At 69.3% G+C, this 18,047-nt stretch carries 19 protein-coding genes, 1 tRNA gene and 3 pseudogenes; 15 read left to right on the plus strand and 8 right to left on the minus strand.

Annotated elements, in window-relative coordinates:
* Positions 1–3: 3 nt before the first annotated feature.
* The 3 genes from BLU62_RS10520 to cobC all read right to left on the minus strand — a co-directional run bounded on the left by BLU62_RS10520 (position 4) and on the right by cobC (position 3,055).
* Complete coding sequence (locus BLU62_RS10520; protein WP_074849424.1) at positions 4–741, minus strand: zinc ribbon domain-containing protein; 738 nt, start codon at positions 739–741, stop codon at positions 4–6.
* Between the two features lie 102 nt (positions 742–843).
* Complete coding sequence (locus BLU62_RS10525; protein ID WP_074849426.1) at positions 844–1,983, minus strand: Nif3-like dinuclear metal center hexameric protein; 1,140 nt, start codon at positions 1,981–1,983, stop codon at positions 844–846.
* Positions 1,961–3,055, minus strand: a complete 1,095-nt coding sequence (gene cobC, locus BLU62_RS10530; protein WP_074849427.1) for an Rv2231c family histidinol phosphate aminotransferase CobC — start codon at positions 3,053–3,055, stop codon at positions 1,961–1,963. Before cobC ends, BLU62_RS10525 begins: the two co-directional genes overlap by 23 nt.
* 15 nt (positions 3,056–3,070) lie before the next feature.
* Between cobC and BLU62_RS10535 the strand changes: the two genes are divergently transcribed.
* Positions 3,071–3,787 (plus strand): HAD hydrolase-like protein, encoded by a 717-nt coding sequence (locus BLU62_RS10535; RefSeq protein ID WP_074849428.1) that lies wholly within the window; start codon positions 3,071–3,073, stop codon positions 3,785–3,787.
* 53 nt (positions 3,788–3,840) lie between these two features.
* Positions 3,841–4,319 (plus strand): annotated as a pseudogene (locus BLU62_RS10540) (low molecular weight protein-tyrosine-phosphatase).
* Between the two features lie 27 nt (positions 4,320–4,346).
* Here the strand turns inward: BLU62_RS10540 and BLU62_RS10545 are convergent.
* Entirely contained in the window at positions 4,347–5,351 is a 1,005-nt protein-coding gene (locus BLU62_RS10545) for a zinc-binding metallopeptidase family protein (protein WP_074849430.1), read from the minus strand.
* 37 nt (positions 5,352–5,388) lie between these two features.
* Between BLU62_RS10545 and BLU62_RS10550 the strand changes: the two genes are divergently transcribed.
* Positions 5,389–6,420: an SURF1 family cytochrome oxidase biogenesis protein gene (locus tag BLU62_RS10550; RefSeq protein WP_208863624.1), complete on the plus strand. Its 1,032-nt coding sequence runs from the start codon at positions 5,389–5,391 to the stop codon at positions 6,418–6,420.
* Here BLU62_RS10550 and BLU62_RS10555 read toward each other — a convergent pair.
* Entirely contained in the window at positions 6,398–7,375 is a 978-nt protein-coding gene (locus tag BLU62_RS10555; RefSeq protein ID WP_074849432.1) for a cobalamin biosynthesis protein, read from the minus strand. The genes BLU62_RS10550 and BLU62_RS10555 overlap by 23 nt on opposite strands.
* Positions 7,376–7,416: 41 nt before the next feature.
* On the opposite strand from BLU62_RS10555, the gene BLU62_RS10560 reads away from it, so the two are divergent.
* Both BLU62_RS10560 and BLU62_RS10565 read left to right on the plus strand, forming a co-directional pair.
* Positions 7,417–8,244 carry a spermidine synthase gene (locus BLU62_RS10560; RefSeq protein ID WP_074849433.1) on the plus strand — a complete coding sequence of 276 codons (828 nt, stop codon included), beginning with the start codon at positions 7,417–7,419 and terminating at the stop codon, positions 8,242–8,244.
* Positions 8,245–8,342: 98 nt separating this feature from the next.
* Complete coding sequence (locus tag BLU62_RS10565) at positions 8,343–10,358, plus strand: protein kinase domain-containing protein (protein WP_074849435.1); 2,016 nt, start codon at positions 8,343–8,345, stop codon at positions 10,356–10,358.
* 96 nt (positions 10,359–10,454) lie between these two features.
* On the opposite strand, the gene BLU62_RS10570 is transcribed toward BLU62_RS10565, so the two are convergent.
* Positions 10,455–11,279, minus strand: coding sequence for a maleylpyruvate isomerase family mycothiol-dependent enzyme (locus tag BLU62_RS10570; RefSeq protein ID WP_074849437.1), 825 nt, complete (start codon positions 11,277–11,279; stop codon positions 10,455–10,457).
* Between the two features lie 156 nt (positions 11,280–11,435).
* On the opposite strand from BLU62_RS10570, the gene BLU62_RS10575 reads away from it, so the two are divergent.
* From BLU62_RS10575 to BLU62_RS10590, 4 genes and pseudogenes are all read left to right on the plus strand, one after another.
* Entirely contained in the window at positions 11,436–12,419 is a 984-nt protein-coding gene (locus BLU62_RS10575) for a helix-turn-helix transcriptional regulator (protein ID WP_074849439.1), read from the plus strand.
* Positions 12,420–12,474: 55 nt separating this feature from the next.
* A pseudogene (locus tag BLU62_RS10580) lies at positions 12,475–13,550 on the plus strand (NAD(P)H-binding protein).
* A gap of 40 nt (positions 13,551–13,590) precedes the next feature.
* Positions 13,591–14,298: a CPBP family intramembrane glutamic endopeptidase gene (locus tag BLU62_RS10585; protein WP_074849441.1), complete on the plus strand. Its 708-nt coding sequence runs from the start codon at positions 13,591–13,593 to the stop codon at positions 14,296–14,298.
* A gap of 274 nt (positions 14,299–14,572) precedes the next feature.
* Positions 14,573–14,647 (plus strand) — tRNA-Val (locus tag BLU62_RS10590).
* A 47-nt stretch (positions 14,648–14,694) separates the two neighbouring features.
* Here BLU62_RS10590 and BLU62_RS10595 read toward each other — a convergent pair.
* Positions 14,695–15,150 (minus strand): hypothetical protein, encoded by a 456-nt coding sequence (locus tag BLU62_RS10595; RefSeq protein ID WP_074849444.1) that lies wholly within the window; start codon positions 15,148–15,150, stop codon positions 14,695–14,697.
* Positions 15,143–15,780: pseudogene (locus BLU62_RS10600) on the minus strand (RNA polymerase sigma factor). Before BLU62_RS10600 ends, BLU62_RS10595 begins: the two are co-directional and overlap by 8 nt.
* Before the next feature lie 113 nt (positions 15,781–15,893).
* Here BLU62_RS10600 and BLU62_RS10605 point away from each other — a divergent pair.
* Genes BLU62_RS10605 through BLU62_RS10625 form a run of 6 tightly spaced genes read left to right on the plus strand, consistent with a single transcriptional unit; the run spans position 15,894 to position 17,951 of the window.
* Positions 15,894–16,409: an Asp23/Gls24 family envelope stress response protein gene (locus BLU62_RS10605; RefSeq protein WP_074849446.1), complete on the plus strand. Its 516-nt coding sequence runs from the start codon at positions 15,894–15,896 to the stop codon at positions 16,407–16,409.
* Complete coding sequence (locus tag BLU62_RS10610) at positions 16,406–16,750, plus strand: hypothetical protein (protein WP_074849448.1); 345 nt, start codon at positions 16,406–16,408, stop codon at positions 16,748–16,750. Before BLU62_RS10605 ends, BLU62_RS10610 begins: the two co-directional genes overlap by 4 nt.
* Positions 16,750–16,929 carry a DUF2273 domain-containing protein gene (locus BLU62_RS10615; protein WP_074849450.1) on the plus strand — a complete coding sequence of 60 codons (180 nt, stop codon included), beginning with the start codon at positions 16,750–16,752 and terminating at the stop codon, positions 16,927–16,929. Before BLU62_RS10610 ends, BLU62_RS10615 begins: the two co-directional genes overlap by 1 nt.
* Positions 16,922–17,185, plus strand: a complete 264-nt coding sequence (locus tag BLU62_RS33795) for an Asp23/Gls24 family envelope stress response protein (RefSeq protein ID WP_244278110.1) — start codon at positions 16,922–16,924, stop codon at positions 17,183–17,185. Before BLU62_RS10615 ends, BLU62_RS33795 begins: the two co-directional genes overlap by 8 nt.
* Positions 17,182–17,370 (plus strand): hypothetical protein, encoded by a 189-nt coding sequence (locus BLU62_RS33800; protein WP_244278111.1) that lies wholly within the window; start codon positions 17,182–17,184, stop codon positions 17,368–17,370. The genes BLU62_RS33795 and BLU62_RS33800 overlap by 4 nt, the downstream gene beginning before the upstream one ends.
* On the plus strand, positions 17,367–17,951 hold the full coding sequence (locus tag BLU62_RS10625) for an Asp23/Gls24 family envelope stress response protein (protein ID WP_074849452.1): 585 nt from the start codon (positions 17,367–17,369) through the stop codon (positions 17,949–17,951). Before BLU62_RS33800 ends, BLU62_RS10625 begins: the two co-directional genes overlap by 4 nt.
* Positions 17,952–18,047 lie beyond the last annotated feature (96 nt).

An 18,047-nucleotide genomic window follows, 5' to 3' on the forward strand; every position in this document is an offset into this window, starting at 1 on the left:
GCGTCAGATCCCCGATTCGGCGGTGCGCACGAGGATCGCGCCGCATTCCTCGCAGCGGATGACCTCGTCGGAAAGCGCCGCACTGATCGAGGCGATGGTGCCCCGGTCGAGTTCCATCCGGCACGCACCACATCGACGTGCACGCAGGAGACCTGCACCGATCCGTCCGTTGGCGCGCTGCTTGTCGTAGACGGCCAGCAGGCCGGCGTCGATCTCCCCGGCGAGAGCGTCCCGCTTCTCATGGGCGCGCGTGAGGTCCGCCTCGATGGCCGCGAGCGACTCGTCCCGGCGTACCCGGGCGTCGGCGACCTTCTCCTCGAGGTGGGAGATCGTGGCGGCGGCGCGACCGCGCTCGCCTTCGACGGCCTCCTGCTGCTCCATGAGCGTCAGCAGTTCGTCCTCGAAGGCCGCGCGGCGGCGTCCGAGCCCGGCGAGTTCGTGCTGGAGTTCCGACAGCGCCTTGGGCGCCAGCCCACCGGCGGCGAGAAGCGCCGAATCCTTGGCCTCGCGATTGGTCATCCCGGTCACCTCGGACTCGATGCGGCGGTACTCGCGGCCCAGGTCCTCGGCGGAGATCTCCGCACGCACCAGATCGTCACGGGCAGCATCGATCGCCTTCTCGTGTTCGGCGATCTCGGTGTTCTCGGGCAAGTTCTTGCGGCGATGCTCGAGTCGATTGATCTCGGCATCGGAGTCCGCGAGATCGAGCAGCAGTCGCTGCACACCGGCGTCGACTTTCATTGCGGCCTCCTGTCTCTGCAGTTCTGAAGTTCCCCTACCGTACGCGGGTGGTCGCGGCGTCTCGGCGGGCGGATGGGCTTTGGTCAGGCGTTCCTCCGGGCGTCAGCCGAAGCTGTGCAGTCCGAACGGGTCGGTGGGGATGTCGAACACGGTCACCGCCACGTCGAGTTCGTCGCGCAGCAGTTGCGCGACCTGGGCGCACCACGGGAACTCGGTCGCCCAGTGCCCGGCGTCGACGAGTGCGGGCCCACCGTCGCGCAGGCTCTCGTCGGCGGGATGATGCCGCAGGTCGCCGGTCACGTAGACGTCGACGCCCAGCCCGCGCACGCGGTCGAGGAGCGAGTCGCCCGCACCGCCGCACACCGCGACCGTGCGCACCAGCGCATCCGGATCACCGGCCGCCCGAATCCCCGACGGCGCACGCAGGGCCCGCGCGGCGACCGCGGTGAAGTCGCGCAGTGTCATCGGCTCGACGAGCGAACCGACCCGACCGAGGCCCAGACCACTGCCGAGGTCGGCGAGCTCGAAGACGTCGAACGCCGGTTCCTCGTACGGGTGGGCGTTGCGCAGCGCCGCGAGCACCGATCCGCGGATCGATCGTGCGGCGACCATCTCCACCCGCGCCTCGTCGACGTGCGTGCGGGTGCCGATCTCGCCGATCGTCGGCGTCGCGTCTTCCCGGGCCTCGAACTGCCCGGTGCCCACGACCGTCCACGAACAGTCGCGGTAGTCCCCGATCGCACCCGCGCCGGCGGCGAACATGGCCTCACTGACCTGTTCGACGTTGCCCTCGGGCACCATCACCACCCATTTGTCCAGTGGTGCAGCGGATTTGGGTTCGATGGGCGCGGTGTCGACCACCCCGAGGAGGTCGGCGAGGGCGTCGGACACACCCGGCCGCGCACTGTCGGCGTTGGTGTGGGCCGACAGCAGCGCGATGCCGTTGCGGATCAGTCGGTGCACGATGCGTCCCTTGGGGGTGTCGGCGGCCACCGACGTGACGCCCCGCATCAGCAACGGGTGATGGGCGATCACCATGTCGGCCCGTGCGGCGACGGCGGCGTCGACCACGGCGTCCGTCACATCGACACACGCCAGCACACGACGCACCGGTTCGGAGCGGTCGCCGCACACCAGTCCGACGGCGTCCCAGGACTCGGCGAGCGCCGGCGGATACGCGCGTTCGACGACGTCGACCACACCGCCGACCGTCACTCCCTCAGGCGTCGACACCGTTCCCATCCCTCATCTCCTCTCGTACCCGCTCGATCGCCGCGGTGAGCGCACGGACCTGCTCCGGCGGGCGGACGGCCAGACGCAGGTGGTCGTCGCCGAGTCCGACGAAGTTGGCGCAACTGCGCACCGCGAACCCGTGGTCGACGAGACGCCGCTTGACCTCCGTCGCCCGCGGCACCTCGACCAGCACGAACGGCGCGGTCGGTGCCGCCACGACGACGAGCCCGACCCGGGTCAGTTCGTCGACCATCTCGGCGCGTTCGGCCGCGACCCGGTTCGCCTGCTCTGCGCAGTAGCGGTGTCCCTCGTCGCCGAGGCACGCGGTCAACGCGGCCAGTGCCGGTGTGGACAGCGCCCACGGCCGACGCCCCGCACGCAGGCGAGCGAGGATCGCGGGTGCGGCGAGCAGATAGCCGGCCCGCAGCCCGGCGAGACCGAATGTCTTTGTCACGCTGCGGATCACGATGAGGTCGGGCCAGTCGACCGAGGCCAGCGACTGCGGTTCGAGAACTCCGTCGGCGCCGAGCGTGAGATCGGCGAAGGCCTCGTCGACGACGATGATGCGCCCCGGACGCCGCAGTGCCCCGATCGCCTCCCGCGGGTGCAGCACCGACGTCGGATTGGTGGGGTTGCCCAGGATCACCAGGTCGGCATTGTCCGGCACCCCGGCCGCCGAGAGCCGCCACGGCTCGTCGAGTGTCACCTGCGTGATCGGTACCCCGGCGGCCCGCAACGCGATCTCCGGTTCGGTGAACGACGGCTGCATGAGCGCCGCGTGTCGCACGCCGAGGCGCGGCAGCATCTCGAACCCGTCGGCCGCACCGGACAGCAGCAGCACCTCGTCGGGCGAGCGCCCGTGGGTGGCCGCGATGGCGTCGACCGCGCGCCGCTCGTCGTCGAGGCCGGGATACCGGGCCAGGTCGGCGAGGCCGCGCGTGATGGCTTCGAGAACGAAAGGCGGTGGGGTGCCACGCACATTGACGGCGAAGTCCACCAGCCCGGGCGCCGCATCCTGATCGCCGTGCCGGTCCGGATCGGACAGGTCGGCGGTGGGCACCACGCCATACCCAGCTGTCATGTCTATTGACCTTACGTGCACGATGGACGCGTGTTGACCCCGCCAGATCCGACCCCGCCAGATCCCCGCCATCCCGACACCGTGCTGCTCCTCGACCTCGACGGCACCATCACCGACAGCTTCGCCGGTATCGCCAACAGCTTCCGGCACGCCCTCGCCGCCGTCGGCGCGCCCGAGCCCGATCCCGAGGTCGTCGCGGGCATCGTCGGACCGCCGATGATCGACACCCTGAACGGTCTGGGGCTCGCACCCGAGGTCGCCGACGAGGCGATGCGCGCCTACCGGGAGCGCTACACCGAGATCGGCTGGCGGGAGAACGCCGTCTACGACGGGATGGCCGAGGTCGTGGCGGATCTCGCCTCGTCGGGCCGCACGATCGCGGTCGCGACGTCGAAGAACCAGACTACGGCCCGCAGGATCCTCGAGCACTTCGGCCTCGCCGACCATTTCCGGTACATCGCCGGCGCCAGCGACGACGGTTCGCGCCGCCACAAGTCCGACGTCATCGCCCATGCGGTCGCCGAACTGGGACTTCCCCTCGACGCCGACACCGGTCACGTCACCGCCCCGGTGGTGATGATCGGCGACCGCAGCCACGATGTGCACGGCGCCGCGGCTTTCGGCATCTCAGCGATCCTCGTCAGATGGGGTTACTCTCTGCACGGGGAGGAACAGGACGCAGCCTGGGCGGTTGAGTCCACAGCCGAGTTGCGCGGCGTCTTGGGTATGTGACCGACGCCCTCGACCATCGAGCGCGTCGGCACGTCGAGCTGAGGTAGACACCAGTGGCTGAAGAACTACACATCTGTTTCGTGTGCACCGGCAACATCTGCCGTTCGCCGATGGCGCAGAACATCTTCCGGACGGCGCTGGACGATGCCGGCCTGGGGGCAAGGTGCGCGTCACCAGTTGCGGGATCACCGGATTCCACGTCGGGGAACCGGCAGACAACCGCGCCCGTACCGAATTGCTGGCCCACGGCTATTCCGACGCGCATGTGGCAGCGCTACTCGGACCCGAACACTTCGACGCCGATCTCTTCCTGGCGATGGACGGCGGCCACGTCCGGGAACTCGAGCGCAAGCGGCTCGGTGACCGGACGCGACTGCTGCGGTCGTTCGACCCGTCGGCTCCCGCCGACGACCCCGCCCTGCTCGACCCGTACTACGGCGGCACCGAGGACTTCGTCGCCACCCGCGAACAGATCGAGAGTGCCGTCCCCGGACTCCTCGACTGGGTGCGCATACAGCTGGGCGTGGCCTGACGACCACGCCCGGCCCGTGACGCGGTCTCAGCCGACGGGCGCCACCAGGTTGTGCACGAAGCGGATCTTGTCGAGTACCGGTGCCGGCAGCACGAACGGGTAGAGGTCCGGGTGACCCATCGACCGGTTGATCTGGTTCAGCGCCCACGTCAGCGGTAGCCATTCGCCGATGATGCGGTCGAAACCCACGTCACCCGGCGGCACGCTGTCCAGTGTCGTACCCGACGGCGCCATCGCGAACGCGGCGGCGGTGTCGAGGGTGTCGCGGATGTGCAGGTAGTGCGCGAAGGTCTCGGCGAAGTCCTCGGCCGGGTGCATCGTGGCGTAGGAGGAGACGTAGTTCTTCCGCCATCCTTCGGGGGCACCCTCGTTATAGTGACGATCCAGCGCCGCCTGGTAGTCGTCGTCGGGGTTGCCGAACAGCTCCTCGAAACCCTCCCGACGAGCGTCGGTGATCAGCACGAGTTGGTAGTAGTGACCGATCTCATGCCGGAAGTGTCCGAGGACCGTGCGATACGGCTCGTCGAGTTCGACGCGCATCTGTTCGCGGTGGACGTCGTCGCCTTCGGCGAGGTCCAGCGTGATGACGCCGTTGGCGTGACCGGTGATGACATTCTGCTGAGCGCTGGAGAGCAGGTCGAAGGCGAGTCCTGTCTCCGGGTTGTCGTCGCGGTTCTCGATCGGCAGCCCGAGCTCGACGAGTTCGAGCACGAGACGCCGCTTGGCGGTCTCGGCCTGGCCGAACGCGACCAACGCATCGGGGTCGTCGTCGCCCGGACGTGTGCGTGTCAATCGGCACGACCGGCACAGCTCCGGGTTGCCGGCCCACTTCACCAGCCAGTTGCATTGCGCGACCTTGGTGTTGGCGCACCGCTCGAGCAGGACGCCGTCGACCTCGGCACGACCCTTGTCGTCGAGGACGTGGATGGAGCGCGACTCGATCCAGAAGCCGAGTGCACTCTTGCAGTTCAGGCAGAGACTGTTTTCGAAGGAGAGACGCTGGCCGCAGTTCAAGCAGATGAAGTCTCGCATTTCGATCACGCTACCCGTGCTCGGTAACCTGGGTGCTGTGCACGTACTGCGAACAATCCTGCGTCCTGGGTGGATCGCCCTCGGCGTCGTGGTCGCGGCGTTCGCAGTGGCCTGTTTCACGCTCCTCGCGCCATGGCAGCTCGGGAAGAACTCCGACACCGAACACCGCAACGACCTGATCCGTGCCGCGACCTCGCTGGAGACCGTCCCGCTGGCCGAGATCGCCCCGACGTCGACGCTCGATCCGTCCACGGAGTGGCGCGAGGTCGAGGTGACGGGCCGCTATCTCGAGGACCGGCAGGCCCTGGTGCGGTTGCGCAACATCCAGGAACGCCCGGCCGTGGTGGTGCTCACCCCGTTCGCGGTGAACGGTTCGGATCGTGTGATCCTGATCAACCGCGGCTTCGTCCGCCCGGTGGAGGGCGGTGTCCCCGACGTCCCGTCACCACCCGCCGGTGAGCAGACCATCGAGGGCCGGATCCGCGCCGCGGAGGGCGTCAGCGCCGACCGCGGCTTCCGCGCCGACAACGGCGTGCTGACGGTGCCGTCGATCAACCCCGGTGTGGTGGCGACGGCGACGTCGACGCCGATGGACGACTTCTACCTCCAGCTGTCCCCGGACCAGCCGGGTGCCCTGGGCGAGATCCCGCTCCCCCAGCTCGACACCGGCCCGTACCTGTCGTACGGCCTGCAGTGGCTCGCGTTCGGGGTCATGGCACCCCTCGGTGTCCTGTACTTCCTGATCTCCGAGATCCGTACTCGCCGGCGCGCCTCCGCCGCAAAGGTCGCGGCCGCGGCGGAGGACTCCGCCGGGACCGGTGGCGCCGTCGTCGCCGAGTCCACGCCGGCCGCGGAGGCGAGTGCCTCTGCTTCCCGCGCCGAACGCCGCCGGCAGATGCGTGAGGAACTGCGCGCCGCAAGCGGCACCACGGTGGTCCACAATGTCGGACGCATCGGCCACGGGCCGGTCGCCGAGGACACCGTCGGCGACGTCCGCGACGCGACGCCGGATCCCCGGAGTCAGGACGGCGAGGTGCGGGACAAGCTCAGCCGGCGCTACGGCGGCTGACCGCGACCCGGATCAGACAACCCGCCACGCCTGCGGCCAGCGTCGCACGCTGAACCCTCCGCGAGAGCTCGACGGCGGCTCGTAGGTCGGCGGGCCGCGGCGCCGGCCCCCGGCCCAGCGTCGGCCGTTGTTCGACGCCGTGCGGGTACACGGTCCGGCCCCCGAGCTGTACCCCGAGGGCACCGGCGAACGCAGCTTCGACGACCCCCGCGTTGGGGCTCGGATGTGCGTGGCTGTCGCGACGCCAGGCCTCGGCGGCGCATCGGGGTGCTCCGGAGACACCGACGATCAACGCGCCCGCGAGTCGTGCGGGCAGGATGTTGACGACGTCGTCGAGTCGCGCGGCCGCCCAGCCGAAGTCGCGATAACGCTCGTTGCGGTACCCGACCATGGCGTCGAGGGTGTTGATCGCGCGGTAGCCGAGGATTCCGGGGACACCGGCGACCGCACCCCAGAACAGCGGTCCGACGGTCGCGTCAGAGGTGTTCTCGGCGATCGACTCCAGCGCCGCCCGACAGATCCCGGCCTCGTCGAGCGACCCGGGATCGCGACCGCAGAGGCTCGGGATCAGGGCTCGTGCGGCGTCGATGTCGTCGGATTCGAGCGCGTCGGCGACCGCGTCGCCCACCCGGCACAGCGTGGTCCCGCCGAGCGCGATCCACGTCGACGCCGCGGTCAGCGCCACCGTCGCCGGCGCCCGACGCCCCGCCGATACGACAAGTCCCGCTCCCACCACACCGCCGGCGGCCACCGCGACCAGACCGGCGCCCGCCGCGCGCGAGTCGCGGTACATGCGGCGTTCGAGTGCGGACGTCAGGCGGCCGAAACCGGCGACCGGATGCCCCCGGGACGGGTCACCCAGCGCCTCGTCGAGGAGGAAGCCCGCGACGAGTCCGGCCGCGGTCGACAGGGCCCGTCGGGTGGGCCGGTTTCGCTGTTCACGGGTCAGGGGCACCGCGCGATGGTATCGACTCCCCTCGTGGAAGACTCGACCCCGTGGCCAGGTCATCCGCGGAACCGTCGCCCGGGCGGCACGTCATCGACACCGGCGTCGCCGAACTCGCGCGCGACACCATCGCCGGCGGGTGGTTGCTGACCGTCAACGGGGCCCACAGTTCGCACATCGACCCCGACGACCCGACCGTGCTCGACTTCGAGTACCTGCGCCAGATGGCCGCCGTCATCGCCGAACGCCATCCCGCGTCGGATCGACTGCGGGTTCTCCACCTGGGCGGCGCCGCCTGCGCGCTCGCCCGCTACCTCGACCACCGGTACCCCGATGCGCGTCAGGTGGCCGTCGAGGTCGACGGCGAACTCGCCCGACTCGTGCGCGAGTGGTTCGACCTCCCCCGCGCCCCCAGGCTGCGGATCCGGGTCGGCGACGCGCGGGAGGTGGTGACATCGCTGCAGCCGGGCACGCGCGAGGTGATCGTGCGCGACGCCTTCGCCGGGGACCGCACGCCGGCCCATCTGACGACCCGCGAGTTCACCGCCGCCGTCCGCGACGTACTCGTACCGGGCGGACTGTATCTCGCCAACTGCGGCGACAGTCGAGATCTGGCGGGAGCTCGCGCCGAAGCCGCGACCGTCGCGTCGGTCTTCGAGCACCTCCTGCTCATCGCCGACGCCGCGATGTTCAAGGGTCGTCGCACCGGCAACATCGTCATCGTCGGCAGCGACGCCCCGCTCGACGCGTCGGCGACCCTGGTCCGCACCCTGCTGAGCGATCCGCTACCCGCGCAGATCCTCTCGGGTGCCAAGGCCCGCGACTTCGCGCGCGGTCCGGGACTGGCGGACGCCGACGTCGTGCCGGACCGGTCGTGACCGTCGCCGCGCCGGTCGATGTACGAACGTGCTCGACACTCGTTAGGGTGGTTTCGACCGCCGGCTGAGGATCTGACGATCGAGGAACCGAGGATGACGTGACCGATCCATCGTCGAGAGCGGGCACCACCCTGGGCCCGTATCGCATCGACAGACTGCTGGGTCGCGGCGGCATGGGCGAGGTGTACGAGGCCTACGACACCGTCCGGGAACGTCGAGTCGCCCTGAAGGTTCTCCCGCCACATCTGGTCCACGACAACGATTTCCGCGAACGATTCGAACGCGAGTCGAAGACGGCGGCCAAACTCTCCGATCCGCACGTCATCCCGATCCACGACTGGGGTGAGAAGGACGGCGTCCTGTTCATCGACATGCGCCTCGTCGACGGCCAGGACCTGCGTAAGCTCCTCAACTCCGGTCCGCTGGCACCCGACCGGGCGGTTCGCATCCTGGGCCAGGTCGCGGCGGCACTCGACGCGGCGCACCGCGACGGTCTGGTCCACCGCGACATCAAACCGGACAACATCCTCGTCGACGCCGACGACTTCGCCTACCTCGTGGACTTCGGCATCGCGCAGGGCACCACCGACAGCCGTCTGACGCAGGTCGGGACCGCGCTCGGCACGCTGGCCTACATGGCACCGGAACGGTTCGGCGACGAGCCGGCCGGCCCGGGATCGGACAACTACGCCCTCGCCTGCGTTCTCTACGAGAGCGTCACCGGCCGGACCCCGTTCCCGGCGAAGACCGATCAGGGTCTGATGACCGCGCACATCACCAAACCGCCACCGCAGACGGGCGGACCGCTCGACCCGGTGATCACGCGCGGCCTCGCCAAGGACCCGGCACAGCGCTATCCCAGCGCGCGCGAACTCATCCGCGCGGCCGCCGACGCCGTGTCGGGCAACGCCGCGGCGGCGGGCCGTTCGCAGCCACCGCCGGCCGCGCAGGCGCCGCCCACCGTCGTACCCCAGCCGCTCCCACCGTCGAGCATGACCCCGCCCACCTATGCGCCGCGACCGCCCCAGCAGCCGGCGGCACATCCGACCCCCGGCGGCTCCACGGCCTCGGACCCGACGATGGTTCGCGGCCTGAGTTCGGGTCCGACCGTCCCCGGCCCGCAACATTCCCCCGGCCCGGGTGGTGGATACGGCTCTCCCCCAGGTCATTCCGGGCCCCAGTCGCATTCGGGTCCCCAGTCCTATTCAGGGCCACAGTCGTACTCAGGTCCGCAGTCCTATTCGGGTCCCCAGTCGTACTCAGGTCCCCAGGCGTATTCAGGGCCACAGTCGTATTCGGGTCCCCAGTCGTACTCAGGGCCCAACCAGTGGGGTACCCCGACCCCGCCACCCCGGAAGTCGAAGACGGGACGCAACATCGGGATCGCCATCGGCGCCGGCGTCGCGGTGATCGCCCTTGCGGTCACCGGCATCGTCGTCGCGCTGTCGGGCGGTGGAGACGATCCGCCGGAACCCGGCACCTCGTCGCAGGCGATGCCCGCGGGCACGGTCGCCTGTGACTACCCGGCGCGCACGGTGGTCGGCGGCATCACCCAGCCGCCGCCGGCGTCGACCCAGCCGAACACCGGCACCGTGGACGCGCAGATCCCGATCGCCGCGCAGGGCACCATCACCATGACGCTCAACCGGGCCGAGGCGCCGTGCAACGTCGCCGCCATGGTCTCGCTGATCAAGTCCGGGTTCTACGACGGCAGCAAATGCCACCGTGCGTCGGCGAAATATCTGATCTGCGGGTCGTCGGGCGGCAAGGAGGGCACCAACCCCGGATGGACCAGCCCCGATGAACTGCCCGAGAACCTACCGTCGGCCGGCACCGACACCAACGGGATTCCGCAGGTCACCTACCCGCGCGGTACCGTCGGCATCCTCGATCTCCCCGACGACGAGGGTGCCACCGGCTCGACGACGTTCTTCATGCTCGCCGACGACACCGATCTGCCGCTCACGTACTCGGTCGTCGGCACCATGGACCCCGCCGGACTCGCCGTGCTGGACAAGGTCGTCGCGGGCGGGTTCACCCCCGCCAAGCCCGGTGCGCAGTCGGGACCGCCGAACCAGAACCTACTCATCCAGAAGGCGACGGTCGGCGGGTAGCGCCGCGCCAGAGTGCGTTGTCAGTGCCGCTTTCCGGCAGCCATACCGCACTCCCCCTCCGCTCCCTGAGGTGCGAGCGAAGCGAGCCTCGAAGGGTCAGATCACGTAGTTCATCCGCGTGAGGATCGCCTGTCCCAGCGTCTGATCGCCCTCGATCTCCACTTCGTTCGGGTCGGCGTCGCGACGTCCGCCGGCGCACCGCGCCAGGTTCGCCGCATCGATCCGCAGCCGCACATCGGCCGAGGCGTCCCCTCCCTCGAACTCCTCGACGAGCGACGCACGGTCGCCGACGTCGATCCGGACGGTCCGGGGCGACAGGCCGGTGATGTCGAAGAGCACCTTGCTCCCCTTGGGGGCGTCGGCCCGCTTGCCGACGACGAACGGCAGCGACGCCCCGATCTCGTCGAGCGCCCACGACGCCGGGACGGGATCGGCGACCGCCGAACCATCGGCGCTGTCGCGCAGGTCGATCTCGTGAACCCAGCAGTCGAAGATGCGGATGCGCATGAAGCGTCCGTAGGTGTCTGCGCCGGCCGGGGTCATCGACGGAGCCTCGAACTGCTCCTGCGTCATGGCCTTCAGCGCAGCGGTGCGGACCGCGACGATCTCTTCGAGCGCGGCGAGAACCTCGGCGCGCGGCTTCGGGCGATAGTGGTCGACCCACTTCTCGTTCAGTTCGCCGATCGGGTTCCGCACGTGGTCGAGAGCGCTCACGGTGCGGGTGGCCTCCACGTCGCGGCCGTCGAGCATGCTCTCGGTGCCGATGATGTGCGCGACGACGTCGGCGTTGGTCCATCCGGGCAGCACCGACGGCCCCGACCACTGTTCGTCGGTGAGTCCGGCCGCGACGTCGGCGATCGCGCTCCACTGGGCGATCAGGCCTTCGGTGACCTCGGCGAGCGGCAGGATGGTCGTGGGCATGTCGAACTCCTTGCGATCGTGCGCCCGGCGAGATCCGGACCGGCACCAACCTTAGCGGGGCAGACCCTCCGTCGAGCTCGACTGACAATCCGCGCCTCGCCGCCACTCCAACGAACAAGGACAGAACCTGTCCGCCTATTGAGGCAACATGAGTGCATGTTGGAAACCTCGGCCCGGCTGCTCGCCCTGCTGTCGCTGCTGCAGACGCGGCGGGAATGGTCGGGCAGAGAACTGGCCGAGCGCCTCGACATCACGACCCGCACGGTGCGTCGTGACATCGACAAGCTCCGCGAGCTCGGCTATCCCGTCGACGCGAATGTCGGTGCGCGCGGCGGGTATCGGCTCGGGGCCGGCGCCGAGATGCCGCCGCTGCTGCTCGACGATCAGGAAGTGCTCGCCGTCGCGCTGGGGCTCGACGCGGTGACGACGGGCGCGGTCGCCGACATGGCCGAGGCCTCGGCCGGTGCGCTCGCGAAACTGCGTCAGGTCATGCCGTCGCGGCTCCAGCACCGGCTCGACGCGCTCAGGATCGAGGCCATCCCCCGGGAGGCACCGGCGAGCGCAGTCCCGGCCGAACGCCTCACCGAGATCGCCACGGCCTGCCATCGCCACGAGCGTCTGCGCTTCGACTACCGGCGCAATGACGGCGAGGAGAGCCGCCGCGAGGTCGAACCGTACCGCCTGGTCCGCAACGGGAACCGCTGGTACCTGGTCGGTTTCGACCTCGCCCGCGCCGACTGGCGTTCGTTCCGCGTCGACCGCATGGAACCGAAGATCCCGACCGGTCCGCGATTCACCCAGCGTGAGCCTCCCGAGGGCGGCGCGGCGGCCTTCGTCGCCCGCGGCCTCGGCGCACTGCAGAAGCGGGCGACCGCGCGGGTTCGCATCCACCTGCCGCTCGACGAGGTCGCGGCGATGATCCACCAGTCCTGGGGCACGCTGGAATCCGGTGACGAGCACACCTGCGAAGTGACCGTCTACAGCACGTCGATGACGTCGATCGCGCGCTGGATGCACGCCTTCGGGGCCGACTTCACCGTCCTCGAACCCGACGAACTCCGCGTCGAACTGGCCGCGGTCGCGGACTATCACGACCAGGTCGCCGAACGCTATCGACGAGCGATGACCGGCCCGTCCTGACCGCACTGACCTGCCCATCCAACCGAATCGCTGATTCTTCTCTACGGTCGAGAGCATGAGGTTACTCATCACGGGGGCGACCGGGTACGTGGGTTCCCGGCTCGTATGCGCATTGCTGAGGAAGGGCCACGAGGTCGTGGTCACGTCCCGGGACACCCGCAAACTCGACCGGTTCGGTTGGTCGTCGGACGTCACGAAGGTGGCCATGGACGCCGACGACCCGATCTCGGTCAAGAAGGCGATGGCCGATGCCGGCCGGCTCGACGCGATCTACTACCTGGTCCACGGAATCGGTCAGGCCGGCTTCGCCAACGCCGATCGCGACGCGGCACGCAACGTGGCCGAGGCCGCTCGCGATGCCGACGTCGGGCGCATCATCTACCTGGGCGGTTTCGTTCCCGGCGACGCGGAACTCTCGTCGCACCTACAGAGCCGGGCCGACGTCGCCGAGGGGCTCGTCGTCGACGACGGGCCGGAACTCGTCTGGCTGCGCGCGGCCGTGATCATCGGCGCCGGGTCGACGTCGTTCGAGATCATCCGCTACATGGCCGACCGCCTGCCGGTGATCCCCGAACCCGACTGGATCACCAACGAGATGGACCCGATCTCCATCCGCGACGCCATCCACTACCTCGTCGCCGCGTGTGAATCCTCGCTTCCGCCAGGCGAATACGACATCTCCGGACCCGACCACGCGCGCTACATCTCGATCCTGCACGAGTACATCTCCGCGGTCCGCTTCCCACGTCTGCGGCTGCCGGTCTTCGGGTGAGCACCCGCCTCGCCGGACGGCTGGGCGGAATGTTCGTGCCGGTGCCGGCGTCGCTCACCGAGGAACTCGTGACGTCGCTGAACCATTCGATGACGGCGTCGGAGCACAGCATCCGCGACCTGGTGCCGCCACCCGAGGGAGGGCTGACGCCCATGCGCGACGCCGTCCGGGCCTCTGTCGAGTCCCCGTATCCGCGTTCCGTCTGCGATCTGAACGATCTGCACCACCTAGCCGACACCGATCCCGCCTGGGCCGGCGGCGATTGGCTGCGCGTGAAACGCACCATCGGTGAGACGATCGGTGGCACGCTGCGGGTGTCGGCGAAGATCGCCGGAACTTTCCTGCCGCACAGACCGTGAGTGACTGGTGTCCGTGGACGACCGACCTAGGTGGTGATGAGTGCTGGTGACTGCACTGGCGCGCGACCTCTACAACTCGATAGCCCTGGATCGTGATCCCGATCCTGGCTCCAACTACGTTCGACGCCGCTGGCTCGTCGGCATCTTCCTTGTCATCGGAGCCGTCATGTTGGGCGTCTCGCTCCGTGTGGAGCCCGGCGACGCCGCGTTCTACCCGCTGACGGCCGCCATGGCCGTGGTGTGGATCGTCGGTGCGCTCGTTTCCGGCCCGCTGCGGCTCGGTGCCTACAGCCCGGTCGCCGCCCGGCCGCCGGATCGTCTCGGGGCCATCGGGCTGGGCGTGGTCGTCGGCCTCGCGGTCGGTGGGGCGTTCGTCGTCGGCGGTCTGATCGCCCGGATGATCCCCGGCGTGAGCGACCTGGCGAACCAGGTGCTCGCTTTCGCCGACTACGGCAACCTCGCCGTCGTCGCCGCGATCACGATGATCAACGGCCTCGCCGAGGAACTGTTCTTCCGCGGGTCGGTCTACTCGGCAGCCCGCCCCCACAACCCTGTGCTGGTGTCGACCGTCATCTACGTGCTGGTCACCATGGCCAGCGGCAATGTGATGCTGGGCTTCGCCGGCGTCATCCTGGGCACGGTGTGCGCGATCCTGCGTCGCAGCACAGCCGGTGTCCTCGCCCCCGCGATCACTCACGTCATCTGGGGCGCGATCATGGTCCTCGCGCTCCCGCCGATCTTCGCCTGACCGGCGAACCTCATTTCGACCTGCAGACGTCGATCGACGTCTGCAGGTCGAGGTGAGGTTCGCCGGTCACGGCGGGGCGGCTGAGTAGCCCCGGAGCCTGCGGAGGGCGACCACCCCCGCTCCCTGAGTAGCCCCGGAGCTTGCGGAGGGGCGACCACCCCCGCTCCCTGAGTCCCCCCGGAGCTTGCGGAGGGGCGTATCGAAGGGCAGGTTTGGGCGTTCGGCGTCGACCGACTAGATTCGTTGTCGCATGCGCCGCCACGCGGCGCTGCACGCGCGTATAGCTCAGCGGTAGAGCTCTGGTCTTACACACCAGCGGTCAGGGGTTCGAATCCCTTTGCGCGCACCACATCACCCAAATCCATAGCTCCAACCCGCGCGCCGCGCGGTTTCGAGCTATAAACCGCTCAGCCACTCCCGCGTGTAGACGTCCTGCCAGCGAACCGCGATGTTCCGTCGCGCCTCGGCACTGCTGTCGGGTCCGATCGTCTCGAGGAGGATGTCCTCGACGATGTCGCGTACGCGATCGGACAGGGCGATGAGGTCGTCGGCGTAGCGAGCGACCAATCCGACGCGGATGCCGGTGATGGTGTCGCCGGCGCCGTCGATGGCCGCGAACACCACCAGACGCCCGAGTTGCCGTCGGGTCCGGATCGCGATCATCTGTTTGAGGATCGCGTCAGTGATCTTGATGCGCAGACCATCGGTCGCAAGGGCCCGGGCGGGGCGTCGAATTCGATTGAGTCCGGCGGAGATCGACGAGATCAACCGGTCCACGTCGCCGGGCGGATCGGCGAGCTGCCGGGTGGCGTCGACGAGCCAGGCGTCGGTGAGGTCGTGTGCCTCAGGCATGAACCCCTCCTTCCCGCTCGTCGGCGCTCGACGTCGATGATCGTCTCCCAGGGTCCCACGGCGCCAGGCGGTGTGGAGGAATCTGCGGCTCCGTTGCAGATGCCCGCGAACCGATCCCGTGCTGATGCGCAGCACCTGGGATATCTCCTAGAGCGTAAGGCCCTCCACTTCCTTGAGCCACCATGCAGCTCGCGAACCGGACGGCAGGTTGTCGAGTTCGGCACGCAGGGCGTCGATCAGCTCCTGCCGCTCGGCCTCCTCTGCCGGCAGCGGGCCCGCGGCCTCGAGCTCGGCGAATCGCTCGTCGTCGAACGACACATCCCGGCGGCGCCGGTGATGGTCGGCCGACTTCCGATGCCCGATGGTGAAGACCCAGGTCCGGAACGTACTGCGGAACGCGAAGTTCGGCAGTCCCTTCCACGCGTCCAGCAGCGTTTCCTGTGTGAGGTCCTCGGCCGTCTGGGGCACGTTGACCATTCGACCCATGTACCGGGCCAGAGGCGGCGTCACTCGTCGGACGAGCACCGCAAACGCCTCGGTGTCCCCGACCGCTGCCGCGCCGGCCAGCTCGTCGTCGCCCAGGTCGTCCAGGTCGATCGATTCCCTGTGAGCCAAATCACTCCAGTTCATGTGTGCAACTCCCCCGTCCCAACCGACTCACCCTACAGACGGATCGCACACAACCTTTGCGATAGCGCATTGCAGCGGTCCGCCCAGGAGAAACACGACCGAAGGAAAACGACATGGCTGCCAGCTCGAGCGCAACGGCTACCAAGGACGCCCGGACCGACGACGATGCGCGGACCGACACGACCGTGTCCGCGGACACCGACTCCACCACCGGCCGCGCCCTGGCACGACGCGACACCGGCGGGGAGCGCGGCCGCACGTCGATCGCCGACGTCGTCGTCGCCAAGGTCGCCGGGATCGCCGCACGTGAGATCGACGGCGTCCACGACCTGGGCGGGACCACCGAGCGCGTGGTGGGCAAGGTGCGCGACGTCCTGCCCGGTACCTCGGTGAGCACCACCCAGGGCATCGAGGTCGAGGTCGGAGAACGCCAGGCCGCGGTCGACGTCTCGATCGTCGCCGAGTACGGCGTCGCGATTCACCAGCTGGCCGCCGCCATCCGCCGCAACGTGATCTCCGCGATCGAGCAGATGACCGGCCTGGAGGTGACCGAGGTCAACGTCACCGTCCACGACATCGCATTCGGCGACGACGACGAGCAGACCGACGACGCTCCCCGGGTCCAGTGACGCCGGCGGATCTCCCCGAGGCACGCGCGGAGCATTCGACGCCCCGTGATCCCGTCGACGAGCTGGCCGACGTGGTTCTCGCCGTCCCCGGGGTGACCGGATTGCACGGCGGGCTACTCGGCGAGGTCGCCACTTATCTGCCCGGTCGCCGCGTCGCCGGGATCGTCCTCGACGCCGATGTGGGTGAGATACACATCGTCGCCGACATGTCCTCCGATCTGCAGACCGTGGCCGCCACCGTGCGGGACACCGCCGAACGCATCGCCGGACGCCCGTTCGCGGTCGTTGTCGAAGACATCGCCATCGACCCCACCCCTACGCCCAAAGAAGGTGACGCATAGTGAACAACGCGATGATCGGGATGTTCGTCGGACTGCTTCTGGCACTCGCGGCGGTCGCCGGCGGCCTCGCCGGGTTCCTCCTCGCCCTCGCGCTCGGTGCGGCGGGACTGGTCCTCGGACTCAACCGCGACGGCACCATCGATCTCGGTGCGCTGCTGCGGAGCAGAGGACGTGGCTGAGATGACGGCCCCGCCCGGCCCGGTCGGCACCCTCACGATCGAGGACCGGGTCATCGAGCGGATCGCCACCCGCGCGGTCCTCGACATCCCCGGTGCCACAAGACATCAGGGCACCGTCGGATCGCTGCTCGGTTCGACTGCCGGTCGCTCGATCATCGGCTCCGACCTCCCCCGGGCGACCCTCCGATCCTCGGGTTCCGCCTTGCGGATCTCGCTGGACATGCCCTCGAATGGCCCTGCGCGGTCGCCGATGTGAGCCGGCGGTCCCGCGACCATGTGATCGACGAGGTCGAAAGGCTCACCGGCACAAGGCCGGTGCAGGTGGACGTCACGGTGTGCCAGCTGGTCCCCCGCCGCGAGGTGCAACGCCGCAAGTACGGGTTCATCGACCTGCCCGCACCACCTGAGGAGCCCGCCGGCGCAGAGGAGGTGCCGTCGTGACGCTGAGCAGTACACATACCGAACCGGGCCGGGCCGGCTCCGAGCCCGCAGAGTGCGTGTTCACTCTCGCAAGGCACCCCGGTGCAGCCATCGCCGGCGCCGTACTCGGGCTCGCACTCATCGGATTGGGTGTCACCGCGATCCGCGACATCGCGGTACGAGCCGAGTGGCTCGACGGACAACAGTGGTCGCTCACCGCGGCGGAATGGATCGCCGAGCTGAGCCGGCAGGACTGGATGTGGCCGACGGCGGTGGGTCTCGTCATCGTCGGACTGGCCCTGGCCTGGATCGCCGTCAAGCCACGGCGACGATCGCATCTACGCCTGGCCGCTCCGGACATGTGGACCCGCCTCGGCGACCTCGCCCGCCGATGCAGCGCCGCGGTGACCGAGCTACCCGGCGTCTACGACGCCGACACGATCGTCACGCGCCGCAAGGTGAAGTCCACTGTTCAGGGACGCGCCGCACTGGCCGACCGGGATCTGATCGCCTCGACACTCGCCGACGTCGTGTCCGTCCTCGAATCGCCACCCCGAGTCGTTGTGCGGCTTCGTTTTCGGGACGGAAGGAGGGTCCGATGAACCGGTTACCGGCCACCTTCCACCGGCTGTCGATCGCACTGATCGCGCTGGCCCTGATCGCCGTCGGCGGCGGCGCCATCGCCTGGCGCGCGAGTA

The organism is Gordonia westfalica (assembly GCF_900105725.1).
Taxonomy (GTDB): domain Bacteria; phylum Actinomycetota; class Actinomycetes; order Mycobacteriales; family Mycobacteriaceae; genus Gordonia; species Gordonia westfalica.

Bases quoted from the DNA above. Each gene is read 5' to 3' on its own strand.
- BLU62_RS10570 (WP_074849437.1), bottom strand. From the start codon at position 11,279: ATGCCCACGACCATCCTGCCGCTCGCCGAGGTCACCGAAGGCCTGATC.
- BLU62_RS10545 (WP_074849430.1), bottom strand. From the start codon at position 5,351: ATGCGAGACTTCATCTGCTTGAACTGCGGCCAGCGTCTCTCCTTCGAA.
- cobC (WP_074849427.1), bottom strand. From the start codon at position 3,055: ATGACAGCTGGGTATGGCGTGGTGCCCACCGCCGACCTGTCCGATCCG.
- BLU62_RS10575 (WP_074849439.1), top strand. From the start codon at position 11,436: ATGTTGGAAACCTCGGCCCGGCTGCTCGCCCTGCTGTCGCTGCTGCAG.
- BLU62_RS10525 (WP_074849426.1), bottom strand. From the start codon at position 1,983: ATGGGAACGGTGTCGACGCCTGAGGGAGTGACGGTCGGCGGTGTGGTC.
- BLU62_RS10595 (WP_074849444.1), bottom strand. From the start codon at position 15,150: ATGCCTGAGGCACACGACCTCACCGACGCCTGGCTCGTCGACGCCACC.
- BLU62_RS10520 (WP_074849424.1), bottom strand. From the start codon at position 741: ATGAAAGTCGACGCCGGTGTGCAGCGACTGCTGCTCGATCTCGCGGAC.
- BLU62_RS10605 (WP_074849446.1), top strand. From the start codon at position 15,894: ATGGCTGCCAGCTCGAGCGCAACGGCTACCAAGGACGCCCGGACCGAC.